The sequence below is a fragment of the uncultured Candidatus Pelagibacter sp. genome (assembly GCF_943788075.1).
Lineage (GTDB): Bacteria > Pseudomonadota > Alphaproteobacteria > Pelagibacterales > Pelagibacteraceae > Pelagibacter.
On the sequence record NZ_CALSOW010000003.1, the window covers coordinates 135198 to 147227 of the forward strand.

Consider the following 12030-nt stretch of genomic DNA (forward strand, 5'->3'; position numbering starts at 1 on the left):
TAATGTCATTTAATACTTTTGGAAAGCTATTTCGTTTCTCAACATGGGGTGAATCTCATGGTCCTGCTATAGGCTGTGTGGTAGATGGTTGCCCGCCAAACATAAGCCTTAAAGAACAAGATATACAAATTGAACTTGATAAAAGAAAACCTGGACAATCAAAATTTACAACTCAGCGTAAAGAAGACGATAAAGTTCAAATTTTATCTGGTGTGTTTGAGGGAAAGACAACTGGAACTCCAATATCACTAATAATTTACAACAAAGATATGAGGTCAAAAGATTATGGAAACATTAAAGATAAATTTAGACCAGGTCATGCTGATTTAACTTATTTTAAAAAATATGGAATTAGGGATTATAGGGGTGGAGGAAGATCTTCAGCAAGAGAAACAGCTGCTAGAGTTACTGCTGGAGCTATAGCTAAAATAGTTTTACAAAATAAGCTGGGAAAAAAGTTCAAAGTTATAGGTGCTGTAACCCAACTAGGAATATTAGGATGTGATGTAAATCAATGGAACGATAAAGTAATAACTAAAAATCCATTTTTTTGTCCAGATAAATCAATGATTAAACTTTGGGAAAAATATTTACTGAATGTTAGAAAATCAGGGTCTTCCTGTGGAGCTGTAATTGAAATAAGAGCAAGAGGTATACCTCCAGGATTAGGTGCTCCAATATATTCAAAGTTAGACTCTGATATTGCTTCTGGTTTAATGAGTATCAATGCTGTTAAAGGAGTTAATATTGGGTCTGGCATGAACTCAGCACAATTAAGTGGAGAACAAAACTCTGATGAAATTTCTCAAAAAGGTAAAAAATTAAAATTTAACTCCAATAATGCTGGAGGAATCTTGGGTGGCATATCAAGTGGTCAGGAAATTATTGCTTCCTTTGCTGTAAAACCTACATCATCAATTTTAACAACAAGAAAAACAATTAATAAATTTGGAAAAAATACCACTATATCAGTTAAAGGAAGACACGATCCATGTGTAGGTATAAGAGCAGTCCCTGTCGGTGAAGCTATGATGAACTGTGTTTTATTAGATCATTATTTAATGAACAAAGCTCAGTGTAGTTAGATCTATTTTTATTTTTTTACTACTTTAATAGAGTCCCTTGTGAATAAAACATCTAAGATTTTTTTTGAAATTTGAGATGCGTTCAGTCCAGCTACATCATACATTTTTTTTGGATTATCTTGTTCAATAAATGTATCGGGCAATGTCATTGCTCTAAACTTTAATCCTTTATCAAATATACCTTTCTCAGCTAGCAAGTTTTTGACATGTGAGCCAAAACCACCAATCGACCCCTCTTCTATAGTAATCACTACCTCATGTTCTCTAGCACATTTTAAAATAAGTTCTTGATCTAAGGGTTTTGCAAATCTTGCATCAACAATTGTTACTGACACACCTTTATTTTTTAATTCTTCTGCAGCTAATTTACATTCTTCAAGTCTTGTTCCCAAACTTAAAATACAAACTTGGTTTCCTTCTTGAACGATTCTTCCTTTTCCAATTTCAATTTTTTCATCGATTGAAGGCAAATCAAGACCCACACCTGTTCCACGTGGGTATCTAATTGCACTTGGTTTGTCGTTAATATCAACTGAAGTGTTTATCATTTTTACTAACTCAACTTCATCACTTGCAGCCATAACAATAAAATTAGGTAGTGTTGATAAATAAGTAATGTCAAATGAACCAGCATGTGTAGATCCATCTGCACCAACTAAGCCAGCTCTATCTATTGCAAATCTTACAGGTAAACTTTGAATAGCTACATCATGAACAACCTGGTCATAAGCTCTTTGTAAAAAAGTAGAATAAATTGCAGCATAAGGTTTATAGCCCTCTGTTGCTAGACCAGCTGCAAAAGTTACGGCGTGTTGTTCAGCTATACCTACATCAAACATTCTTTTTGGAAATTCTTTACCAAAAATATCCATACCCGTTCCACCAGGCATCGCAGCTGTTATTCCTACAATTTTGCTATCTTTTTGAGCATGCTTAACCAAGGTATTAGCAAATACTTTTGTATAAGCTGGAAGATTACTTCCACTTTTGGCTTGTTCACCTGTCTTTACATTAAATTTTGATACACCATGATAATGATCAGATGCTTTTTCAGCATAAGAATAGCCTTTTCCTTTTTGTGTTTTAATATGGATCATAATTGGACCTTCATGTTTCAGGTCTCTTGCATTCTTAAGAATCGGAATAAGACTTGTTAGATCATGACCATCTATTGGGCCCGCATAATAAAAACCTAATGAGTTAAATAATGTGCCCCCTGTAACTGCAGACCTTAGAAAATCTTCAGCCTTACCCGCTTTGTCACTAAACCGCTTTGAGAATGAAGACATTATCAATTTAATTGTTTCTCTTAGACTAAAATAAATTTTCCCAGTAAATAACTTTGCTAGATAAGTTCTCATAGCACCTACTGGTTTTGCAATTGACATATCGTTATCGTTCAAAATAACAATCATTTTAGTTTTTGATGCTCCTGCATTATTCATAGCCTCATAAGCCATGCCCGCACTTATTGCACCATCACCAATTACAGCAATTACATTGGAGGATTTATTTGCTAATTTGTTTGCTTCAGCAATTCCTAGTGCTGAGGATATAGATGTTGAGCTGTGAGCGGCTCCAAAAGGATCATACTCACTTTCTGATCTTTTTGTAAATCCCGATAAGCCATTTCCTTGTCTTAAAGATCTAATCTTGTTTTTTCTTCCAGTTAAAATTTTATGTGGATAAGATTGATGTCCTACATCCCAAATTAATTTATCATTAGGAGTGTCAAATACATAATGTAGAGCAACTGTTAGCTCAACCACTCCTAAACCTGCACCTAAGATGTCCTCCAGTTTCAGAAACTGCACTAATCATCTCTTCTCTAACTTCATCAGAAACTTTTTGCAAATCATGTTCTGATAGTTTTCTTAAATCAGATGGAAAATTGATATTGTCTAAAAATTTATAATTTTGCATTACTTTTGTCTATGTAAAATATAATTCAATGTCTCTTTCTATATTTTTAGAATTCGAACCATATTTTTTTAAATTCTTATTTATTTTTAAAATAATCATATCACAATATTTTATTGCATTCATATATCCTAGTAAGCTTATTAGTGTAGCTTTGCCTTTTTTTTGATCTTTTCCTGTTTTTTTTCCAGCTATTTTGGAGCTACCTTTAAAATCAATTAAATCATCAGCTATTTGAAATAATAAACCAATATCAGATCCCATATTTTCAAAAAATTTAATTTCTCTAATATTTTTTTTCTTAATAATTGCTGGTACAGCACAGCAAAAACTAAATAATTTTCCTGTTTTTTTAATTTCCATTTCTATGATCTTGTTTTTGGATATCTTTTTTTTTTCATAACTTAGATCTAGATATTGACCACCCGCTATACCTAAGTGACCTGAACATTCAGATAATTTCTTAATCAGATTAATTTTAATTTTTTCACTTATTTTTAAAGTAGGACTTGCTAAAATTTCAAATGCCATTGTAAGTAATGAATTTCCAGCAAGTACTGCTGTGGACTCTCCAAACTTAATATGTGTAGATGGTTTTCCTCTTCTGATTTTATCATTATCCATGCATGGTAAATCATCATGAATAAGAGAATAAGCATGAATACATTCTACCGCAGCACCGATAGCAATTAATGTTTTGTAATCTATTGATAGTAATGAGCCAATATCAATTAAAACTTTAGATCTAATTTTTTTTCCACCAGGAAATAAGCCGTAATTCATGGCTGGAATTAATTTAGAATTATTCTGTTGATTAAGAAATTTCTTCAGAAAAAGGTTTGTATCTTTTGCAATCTTATCAAGTTCAGTTTTCATTTTTTTTTAATGATTTCTTTAACTTTTTTATTTGTTTCTTCACCAATAGATCTAAAATTTTTATGAAATTTTTTTTCAATAATATTGTTTAGCTTTAATAATTGTTGATAGCTTTCTACTGAATTATTTAGATCTTTTTCATTTTCTAAAGATTCTATTATTTGATTTGCCTGGTCTGTTAGCTCCTCAAGTGTACTTGTATTATTATCAGGTAGTAAATTTTTATCTTTCATATAATAATAATTATTAATACATGAAATCTATTCAATCAAATATCAAAAAAGCTAAAGATTATTTAGATAAAAATCATTGTGTAGCTGTGCCAACTGAAACTGTCTATGGATTAGCTGGAAACGCTTATTCAAACATGTCTGTAAAAAAGATATTTAATTTAAAAAAAAGACCTAAGAACAACCCTTTAATTGTTCATTATTTGGATGTTAATAAGCTTAAGGATGATTGTCATATTGATGATAATTTTATTAAGCTCTATAATCACTTCTCTCCTGGGCCAATTACATTTATTCTGAAGTTAAAAAAAGATAGTAAAATTTCTAAATTTGTAACTAATAAACAAACAAGCCTTGCTGTTCGTTTTCCTAAACATCCTTTATTTAGAAAACTACTTAAAGTTTTGGATTATCCATTAGCTGCACCAAGTGCAAATATATCAACCAGATTAAGCTCTGTTAAAGCATCTGACGTTATTGAAGAGTTTGGATCAAAAATTAAGTATGTGTTAGATGGAGGCAGATGCCAAATTGGTGTGGAGTCTACAATTATTAATCTTTTAAGTAAACCAACAATACTTAGATTTGGAGGATTGGGTATTTCAAAAATAGAAAATATATTAAAAAAAAAAGTTTTAATTAAAACTAATTCAAAAAAGAAAATTGCACCTGGACAATTTCCTTTACATTACTCTCCGGGTATTCCACTAAGAATAAATGCTAAAAAACCAAAAAAAAATGAAGCTTTAGTATTAATAAAAAAAAGAAAAACTACATTTAAAAACTACTACTATTTAAGTAAAAATAATAATCTTCAGCAATCTGCTAAAAATCTATACACAATATTAAGAAAAATTAAAAAGGATGGCTATAAAAAAATCGCAGTGGAAAAAATTCAAAATAAAGGTATTGGTAAAACAATAAATGATAGATTAAGCAGAGCCTCAAAATATTAAATGACAAATTCAATTGAAGTTATTAATTTATCAAAAAGTTATAAGTCAAAACAGGCTGTAAATAATATTAACTTTAAAATTAATGAAAATGAAATAGTTGGCTTACTAGGGCCTAATGGCTGTGGAAAAACAACTACAATTGGTATGATGCTAGGCTTATTAAAGCCTACCAGTGGCAAGGTCTTAATTAATGGAATGGACATTGAGAAAAATAAAATTTCTCTTCTTCATAAAATGAATTTTATTTCTCCATATATAGAGTTACCAAAAAAACTTACAGTTAGACAAAATTTGGTAGTCTATGGAAAATTATATAATGTAAATAACCTTAATGAACAAATTGACTATTTGTCAAATAAATTAAGATTAAATAAACTATTAGACAATATTACAGGAGAGCTTTCTTCAGGTCAAAAAAATAGAGTAAGTTTAGCAAAAGCATTGATTAATAATCCTTCTGTACTTTTACTTGATGAACCTACTGCATCTTTGGATCCTGAAACAGGCGATTTTGTTAGAACCTTTTTAGAAAATTATAAAAAAGAAAAAAAAATATCAGTATTACTTGCTTCACATAATATGGACGAAGTTAAGAGACTATGTAACTCTATTTTAATGATGAAAGGTGGGACAATAGTAGATAGTGGTACCCCAGACAATTTAATTGCAAAACATGGAAGAAAAAATTTAGAAGAAGTTTTTTTAGAACTAGCAAGAAATAAAAATGAATTTAACTAGAATTTATGGTCTTTTTTTAAGACACTTTTATTTAATAACAAGATCATTTCCAAGAATTTTAGACTTAATTTATTGGCCATCTATTCAAATCACACTATGGGGTTTTATTTCAAACTTTTTTGCAGATCATAGCACCTACTATAATGGTGCTGTTGGAGTAATTCTCTCTTGTGCAATTTTATATGATTTTTTGTTTAGAACTAGCATTGGTTTCAATATGCTATTTTTAGAGGAAATATGGAGTAGAAATTTTACCAACTTATTTATTGCTCCAATGAAAATTAGTGAAATTATTGTATCACTAGTTTTTACTGCTTTAATTAGAGCTTTGATCGGTTTGGTTCCAGCAATACTATTGACCTCCCCTTTGTTTGGAATTTCTTTATTAGATTTAGGCTTACCTCTAGCGTTTCTTTTTTTAAGTTTATATATTTTTGGAATTACCCTAGGTTTATTTGTTTCTGCAGGATTGTTGAGATTTGGTCCATCTTTTGAAAATATTGCATGGTCTACTATGTTCTTACTAGCACCATTTGGGTGTATATATTACCCGTTGAAACTTTACCAGAAATTTTTCAATCGATAGCTTATGCTCTTCCATTAGTTTATATTTTTGAAGAAACACGAAATATTTTAGTTAATCAATCTGTAGATTATGAAAATATTATACAAGCTCTTTATTTGAACGCTGCATATCTAATTGCGGCAGTATCAGTATTTTATTATTCTTTTGATAAAGCTAGAGAGAAAGGAACTTTAATAAATATTGGCGAATAAGTTGGCGCGCCTGCTAGGAGTCGAACCCAGAACCTCCTGATCCGAAGTCAGGCGCTCTATCCAGTTGAGCTACAAGCGCATATAGTATTAATATTACATTTTATGGAAAAAAACATTAATTTTATAGTTAAAGAAAATGAAAATAATCTAAGAGTTGATGTTTTAGTCAATAAAAGAGAAGAATTGATTAGCAGAACTAGAATCAAAAATTTAATCCTTAAAGAAAAACTAAAACTAAACGATCAAATTATTAAAAGTCCCTCAAAAAAAGTTTTAACTGGTGACAAATTAAGCCTCAATATCCCAGAACCTGCAGAAGCTTCTTTGAAACCTTATAAATTTAAACTAGAAATAATTCACGAAGATGAGGATTTATTAGTAATCAATAAACCAGCTGGAATAATTATGCATCCAGGTGCGGGAAATTATGACAAAACAATTGTCAATGCATTAATGTATTATGATAAAAACTCACTATCAACTATTGGGGATGAACTTAGACCAGGAATTGTACATAGAATTGATAAAAATACCTCTGGCTTAGTTGTAATTGCAAAAAATAATGAAACACATGAAAACTTATCAAAACAATTTAGTGATCATACTATTACAAGAGTTTATCAACTTTTGATTTGGGGCAAGCTAAGACCTTCGTCAGGTAGAATTGATACTTTTATAACTCGAAGTTCAAAGAATAGACAGTTAATGGAAGTTAGTCGATCTAAAGGAAAGCATGCGGTTACAAATTATAAGACTATTGAAATTTTTGAAAATGATAAAACCCCTACATTAAGTTTGGTTGAGTGCAAACTAGAAACTGGAAGAACTCACCAAATTCGTGTTCATATGACTCATATGGGAAATAGTATTGTTGGGGATGATAAATATAAAAAAAAATATAAGAAATTAAAGAATATTGATATGGGGTTAGAAAGTTTAATCTCTAAATTAGATAGACAATTTTTACATGCAAAAACTCTAGGATTTATGCATCCAAGAACTAGTGAAGAAATGATTTTTTCCTCAATTTTGCCACAAGAACTAAATAATTTATTAAAAATGCTTAGAAATACTAGCGAATAAATCATTGAAAATTTAATATACTTAATTAAATAAATACTGCCATGAACACAACATTTAACAGCAATGTACCAGCTCTTTCAAATGAAGGTGGTCTATCTGCATATTTAGATCAAATAAAGAAATTTCCAATGCTAGCTGCAGAAGAAGAATATATGTTAGCAAAAAATTGGAAAACTACAGGTAATATCAAAGCAGCTGAAAAATTAGTAACAAGCCATTTAAGGTTAGTAGCTAAAATTGCAATGGGCTACAAAGGATATGGTCTTCCTGTTAATGAAATGATTTCTGAGGGTAATGTTGGTCTCATGCAAGCAGTTAAAAAATTTGAACCTGAAAAAGGTTTTAGATTAGCTACATATGCCATGTGGTGGATCAAAGCATCTATTCAAGAATATATATTAAGATCTTGGAGCTTGGTTAAAATAGGAACTACCTCAGCTCAAAAGAAATTATTTTTCAACCTTAAAAAAATAAAAAATCAAATTGCACCTCAAGCGGAGGGTGATTTAAGAGATGAGCATGTAAATGAAATAGCTAACAAATTAGATGTTAGTAAAAATGAAGTTGTTTCAATGAATAGAAGACTATCGGGTAAAGAATTTTCTTTAAATGCTCAAGTTGGTGAAGATGGAGATGAATGGCAAGATTGGTTAGTTGATAAAGAATTAGACCATGATTTAAAATTTGCTCATCAGGAAGAAATGGAACAAAGAAAAGATCTATTAAAAAATTCAATCAAAGTCTTAAATGAAAGAGAGAAAGAAATTTTATACTCTAGAAGACTAAATGATAATCCAACAACTTTAGAGGATTTAAGTAAAAAACATAAAATTAGTAGAGAAAGAGTAAGGCAAATCGAGAATAAAGCGTTTGAGAAATTACAAAAGCAAATGCTACTAATGGCAAAATCTAAAAATCTACTACCAGTAAATTAAATATCAAAAGGATTTTCAACTAAAATAGTATCATCTCTTTCGGGGCTGGTAGATACACTTGAAACTTTTGCACCTATAAACTCTTCTACTGCAGAAATATATTTTTTTGCATTTTCAGGTAGAGCAACCATATCTTTAATACCATTGGTAGATGTTTTCCATCCAGGAAAAGTTTTATAGATTGGCTTTATCTTTAATTGATCTTCAACTGCCGCTGGTAAATAATCTATTTTTTTTCCATCTAGCTCATATTCGATACACATTTTAATTTCATCTAATTCATCGAGAACATCAAGTTTGGTAAGTGCAATGCCGTCGATGCCTGAAATTTTTATTGTTTGCCTAACCAATACTCCATCAAACCAACCACATCTTCTTTTTCTACTTGTGACAGTTCCAAACTCTTTACCTCGAGTACCTAACAATTCTCCTACATCGTCTGTTAATTCAGTCGGAAAAGGGCCTTCTCCAACTCTAGTTGTGTAAGCTTTTGTAATCCCTAAAACATAATTAATTGAGTTTGGACCACATCCTGTACCCGTTGCAGCACTTGATGCAACAGTATTAGAGGATGTTACATAAGGATAAGTACCATGGTCAACGTCTAATAAAATTCCTTGAGCACCTTCAAATAAAATTTTCTTTTTTTGTTTTTTAAACTCATCAATCTTAAGCCAAACAGGTTGAGAAAACTTCAATATTTGAGGGGCAATTTTTAATAAGTCTGATTTTAATTGTTCTTTTTCAAAAATCTTTTTTCCAAGACCTTTTCTAATTGCATTGTGATGAACTAAGACAGATTCTAATCTTTGATCTAAATTCTTTTCAGACCTAAGATCCATTACTCTAATAGATCTTCTTCCAACTTTGTCTTCATATGCTGGGCCAATTCCTCTTCTTGTTGTTCCAATTTTTCCTTCACCTGCAGCGTCTTCTCTAATTTCATCCATTTCTCTATGAAATGGTAAAATTAAATTTGCAGCTTCTGAAATAATAAAATTATTGATGTTTACATCAACCCCTTTTGATTTTATTTCTTCAATCTCTTCTAATAATGCCCATGGATCAACCACAACTCCATTTCCAATAATAGAAATTTTATTTTTTCTTACAATTCCAGATGGCAATAGTCTTAATTTATAGGTTACACCATCAATAACTAGAGTGTGACCTGCATTATGACCTCCTTGAAATCTGATTACTACATCTGCTTGCTCTGAAAGCCAGTCAACAATTTTACCTTTTCCTTCATCACCCCACTGAGATCCAACAACAACTATATTTTTCATTACCTGAATTTTCTTTCTATATTAATTGTATGGAGATGATTAATTGGGCCATGACCTTTACCGTATTTAGGATTAGTTCTAATGCCAGAATTTACATATTTAATCCCAAGCTCACAAGATTTCTTTATAGGTTTTCCACATGATAAAAATGTAGTTATAGCACTAGATAAAGTACAACCTGTTCCATGGGTGTTTTTAGTATCGTATCTCTTACTATTAAAAATTTTAATTTCTGATCTTGAAACAAATATATCTTGGACAGTATTTGAGGCAAGGTGTCCTCCTTTAATTAATACATTATTTGCTCCAATTTCAATTAATTTGTAAGCTGCAAAGATCATATCTTCTTTACGTCTTATACTCGTATTAGTTAATATTTCAGCTTCAGGAATATTTGGTGTAATTAATGATGCTTTTTTTAACAATCTTTTTTTTAATAGATTAATAGCTTTATCGTCTATTAATTTTGCACCTCCTTTTGCAACCATTACTGGATCAACAACTATTTTAGTTACTTTAATACTTTCAAGTGATTTGATAACTGAATCTATTACTTTACTAGAATGCAGCATACCAATCTTAATTGCGTCAGGCTTAATATCTTGAGCTGTAAATAAAATTTGATTTAAAATTTCTTTTGGTGAAATTGGGGTAATTGATTTAACTCCAGTTGTATTTTGAGCAGTAATAGCAGTAATTGCGGTCATCGCATAAGATCCAAGAGCAGTAATAGTTTTTATATCAGCTTGAATCCCAGCCCCACCTGATGAATCAGAACCTGCAATAATTAATACTTTAGAATTAGGCTTCACTTTATTTTAGTTACGATAATGTTTAAACATTTTTGCAAAATTTTTTTATTTTCACTTTCACCCATAACTCTAATTTTTGACTCAGTACCTGATGCTCTAACTAATATTCTCCCTTGACCATTAATTAATTTTTCTGCTTTTTTAATAGATTTTTTTACATCTGTAGTTTTAATTATCGATCTATCTTTAACTGGGATATTTTCTAGAATTTGAGGAGTTTTTTTGAAATTATTGAAAAAAGTACTAGCTTTCTTCCCTTTTCTTATTGCAAATAAAACTTCTAATGCCACCAACAATCCGTCTCCTGTTGTTGCAAATTTACCTAAAATAATATGTCCAGATTGTTCACCACCTAAGTTAAAATTATTTTTTAGCATTTGTTCTTTTACATATCTGTCTCCAACATTTGCTCTAATAAACTTTATATCATTAGCTTTAAAAAATTTCTCCAAACTATAATTAGACATCAATGTTCCAACAACTCCACCTTTTAACATTTTTTTGTTTTTCCATCTTATGGCTATTGCTGCAATTATTTGATCTCCATCAATTATATTTCCCACTTCATCAATCATAATAATTCTATCAGCATCACCATCTAGAGAAATACCAAGGTGAGCTTTGTATTTTTTAACAGCAAGTTTAATCTTACTAGGATATGTTGAGCCACAATTTTTATTAATATTTATTCCATTTGGATTTACACCAATTGTAATAACTTTTGCTCCTAAAGACTTTAACAATTCTGGTCCAGCTTTATAGCCGGCACCATTTGCACAATCAATTACTATTCTTAGTCCTCTTAAATTAAATTCTTTGGGAAAATTTTTTTTTATTATTTTTAAATATTCTTTTGTCCCACTTTCTAATCGTTTTACTCTACCTAATTTTTCAGGACTAGAAAGATTTTTTGAAATTTCACTATCTATCAATTTTTCAATTTTTTTTTCTATTTTGTCAGATAATTTCATTCCATCTGGACCAAATAATTTTAAACCATTGTCATTATGAGGATTATGAGAAGCAGTTATCATAATACCCATATTAGCTTTCATTATTTTTGTTAACATGGCTAAACCATTTGTTGGCATAGGACCAAATGTGTAAACATGCATTCCAGCTGAGGCTAATCCTGAAACAATCGCTGGTTCAAGCGTATAACCAGATAATCTGGTATCTTTAGCTATAATAGCTATTTGTTTTCTTTTTTTTTGTGATTTGAAATATGTTCCCGATGCTAATCCAAACCTAAAAAACATATCCCCATTAATATTTTTACTATTAATTGCCCCTCTTATTCCATCCGTTCCAAAATATTTTTTTGTCATT

General features: G+C 30.3%; 12 protein-coding genes, 1 tRNA gene and 1 pseudogene. 7 read left to right on the forward strand and 7 right to left on the reverse strand.

Annotated features, from left to right (window positions below; all coding sequences use genetic code 11):
• The first annotated feature begins 2 nt into the window (after positions 1-2).
• Positions 3-1085: a chorismate synthase gene (gene aroC / locus Q0X98_RS04190; protein ID WP_297681764.1), complete on the forward strand. Its 1083-nt coding sequence runs from the start codon at positions 3-5 to the stop codon at positions 1083-1085.
• An 8-nt stretch (positions 1086-1093) separates the two neighbouring features.
• Here the strand turns inward: aroC and dxs are convergent.
• From dxs to Q0X98_RS04205, 3 genes and pseudogenes are all read right to left on the reverse strand, one after another.
• Positions 1094-3008: pseudogene (dxs, locus tag Q0X98_RS04195) on the reverse strand (1-deoxy-D-xylulose-5-phosphate synthase).
• A 9-nt stretch (positions 3009-3017) separates the two neighbouring features.
• Positions 3018-3881 (reverse strand): polyprenyl synthetase family protein, encoded by an 864-nt coding sequence (locus Q0X98_RS04200; RefSeq protein WP_297681765.1) that lies wholly within the window; start codon positions 3879-3881, stop codon positions 3018-3020.
• A complete protein-coding gene (locus tag Q0X98_RS04205) occupies positions 3878-4114 on the reverse strand; it encodes an exonuclease VII small subunit (RefSeq protein ID WP_297681766.1) in 237 nt (78 codons plus the stop codon). The genes Q0X98_RS04200 and Q0X98_RS04205 overlap by 4 nt, the downstream gene beginning before the upstream one ends.
• Positions 4115-4134: 20 nt before the next feature.
• On the opposite strand from Q0X98_RS04205, the gene Q0X98_RS04210 reads away from it, so the two are divergent.
• The 4 genes from Q0X98_RS04210 to Q0X98_RS04225 are packed head-to-tail and all read left to right on the forward strand — an operon-like array spanning position 4135 to position 6582.
• Positions 4135-5067 carry an L-threonylcarbamoyladenylate synthase gene (locus Q0X98_RS04210; protein WP_297681767.1) on the forward strand — a complete coding sequence of 311 codons (933 nt, stop codon included), beginning with the start codon at positions 4135-4137 and terminating at the stop codon, positions 5065-5067.
• Positions 5068-5805, forward strand: a complete 738-nt coding sequence (locus Q0X98_RS04215) for an ABC transporter ATP-binding protein (RefSeq protein WP_297681768.1) — start codon at positions 5068-5070, stop codon at positions 5803-5805. It begins immediately after the preceding gene.
• Complete coding sequence (locus Q0X98_RS04220; protein WP_297681769.1) at positions 5792-6391, forward strand: ABC transporter permease; 600 nt, start codon at positions 5792-5794, stop codon at positions 6389-6391. Before Q0X98_RS04215 ends, Q0X98_RS04220 begins: the two co-directional genes overlap by 14 nt.
• Complete coding sequence (locus Q0X98_RS04225; protein WP_297681770.1) at positions 6343-6582, forward strand: hypothetical protein; 240 nt, start codon at positions 6343-6345, stop codon at positions 6580-6582. The genes Q0X98_RS04220 and Q0X98_RS04225 overlap by 49 nt, the downstream gene beginning before the upstream one ends.
• A gap of 2 nt (positions 6583-6584) precedes the next feature.
• Here the strand turns inward: Q0X98_RS04225 and Q0X98_RS04230 are convergent.
• Positions 6585-6661 (reverse strand) — tRNA-Arg (locus Q0X98_RS04230).
• Between the two features lie 23 nt (positions 6662-6684).
• Here Q0X98_RS04230 and Q0X98_RS04235 point away from each other — a divergent pair.
• On the forward strand, positions 6685-7665 hold the full coding sequence (locus Q0X98_RS04235; protein ID WP_297681771.1) for an RluA family pseudouridine synthase: 981 nt from the start codon (positions 6685-6687) through the stop codon (positions 7663-7665).
• A gap of 41 nt (positions 7666-7706) precedes the next feature.
• Positions 7707-8600, forward strand: a complete 894-nt coding sequence (gene rpoH / locus Q0X98_RS04240; RefSeq protein ID WP_297681772.1) for an RNA polymerase sigma factor RpoH — start codon at positions 7707-7709, stop codon at positions 8598-8600.
• Here the strand turns inward: rpoH and Q0X98_RS04245 are convergent.
• Genes Q0X98_RS04245 through glmM form a run of 3 tightly spaced genes read right to left on the reverse strand, consistent with a single transcriptional unit; the run spans position 8597 to position 12029 of the window.
• Positions 8597-9889 (reverse strand): adenylosuccinate synthase, encoded by a 1293-nt coding sequence (locus tag Q0X98_RS04245; RefSeq protein ID WP_297681773.1) that lies wholly within the window; start codon positions 9887-9889, stop codon positions 8597-8599. The two genes, rpoH and Q0X98_RS04245, sit on opposite strands and share 4 nt — an antisense overlap.
• Positions 9889-10701 carry a bifunctional hydroxymethylpyrimidine kinase/phosphomethylpyrimidine kinase gene (gene thiD / locus Q0X98_RS04250; RefSeq protein WP_297681774.1) on the reverse strand — a complete coding sequence of 271 codons (813 nt, stop codon included), beginning with the start codon at positions 10699-10701 and terminating at the stop codon, positions 9889-9891. The genes Q0X98_RS04245 and thiD overlap by 1 nt, the downstream gene beginning before the upstream one ends.
• Positions 10698-12029 (reverse strand): phosphoglucosamine mutase, encoded by a 1332-nt coding sequence (gene glmM / locus Q0X98_RS04255; RefSeq protein WP_297681775.1) that lies wholly within the window; start codon positions 12027-12029, stop codon positions 10698-10700. Before glmM ends, thiD begins: the two co-directional genes overlap by 4 nt.
• Between the last annotated feature and the right edge of the window lies 1 nt (position 12030).

Excerpts from the sequence above, each read along its gene's own strand:
- glmM (WP_297681775.1), bottom strand. The coding sequence starts at position 12,029 with ATGACAAAAAAATATTTTGGAACGGATGGAATAAGAGGGGCAATTAAT.
- Q0X98_RS04205 (WP_297681766.1), bottom strand. The coding sequence starts at position 4,114 with ATGAAAGATAAAAATTTACTACCTGATAATAATACAAGTACACTTGAG.
- Q0X98_RS04200 (WP_297681765.1), bottom strand. The coding sequence starts at position 3,881 with ATGAAAACTGAACTTGATAAGATTGCAAAAGATACAAACCTTTTTCTG.
- aroC (WP_297681764.1), top strand. The coding sequence starts at position 3 with ATGTCATTTAATACTTTTGGAAAGCTATTTCGTTTCTCAACATGGGGT.
- Q0X98_RS04235 (WP_297681771.1), top strand. The coding sequence starts at position 6,685 with ATGGAAAAAAACATTAATTTTATAGTTAAAGAAAATGAAAATAATCTA.
- Q0X98_RS04215 (WP_297681768.1), top strand. The coding sequence starts at position 5,068 with ATGACAAATTCAATTGAAGTTATTAATTTATCAAAAAGTTATAAGTCA.
- rpoH (WP_297681772.1), top strand. The coding sequence starts at position 7,707 with ATGAACACAACATTTAACAGCAATGTACCAGCTCTTTCAAATGAAGGT.
- Q0X98_RS04245 (WP_297681773.1), bottom strand. The coding sequence starts at position 9,889 with ATGAAAAATATAGTTGTTGTTGGATCTCAGTGGGGTGATGAAGGAAAA.
- Q0X98_RS04220 (WP_297681769.1), top strand. The coding sequence starts at position 5,792 with ATGAATTTAACTAGAATTTATGGTCTTTTTTTAAGACACTTTTATTTA.
- Q0X98_RS04210 (WP_297681767.1), top strand. The coding sequence starts at position 4,135 with ATGAAATCTATTCAATCAAATATCAAAAAAGCTAAAGATTATTTAGAT.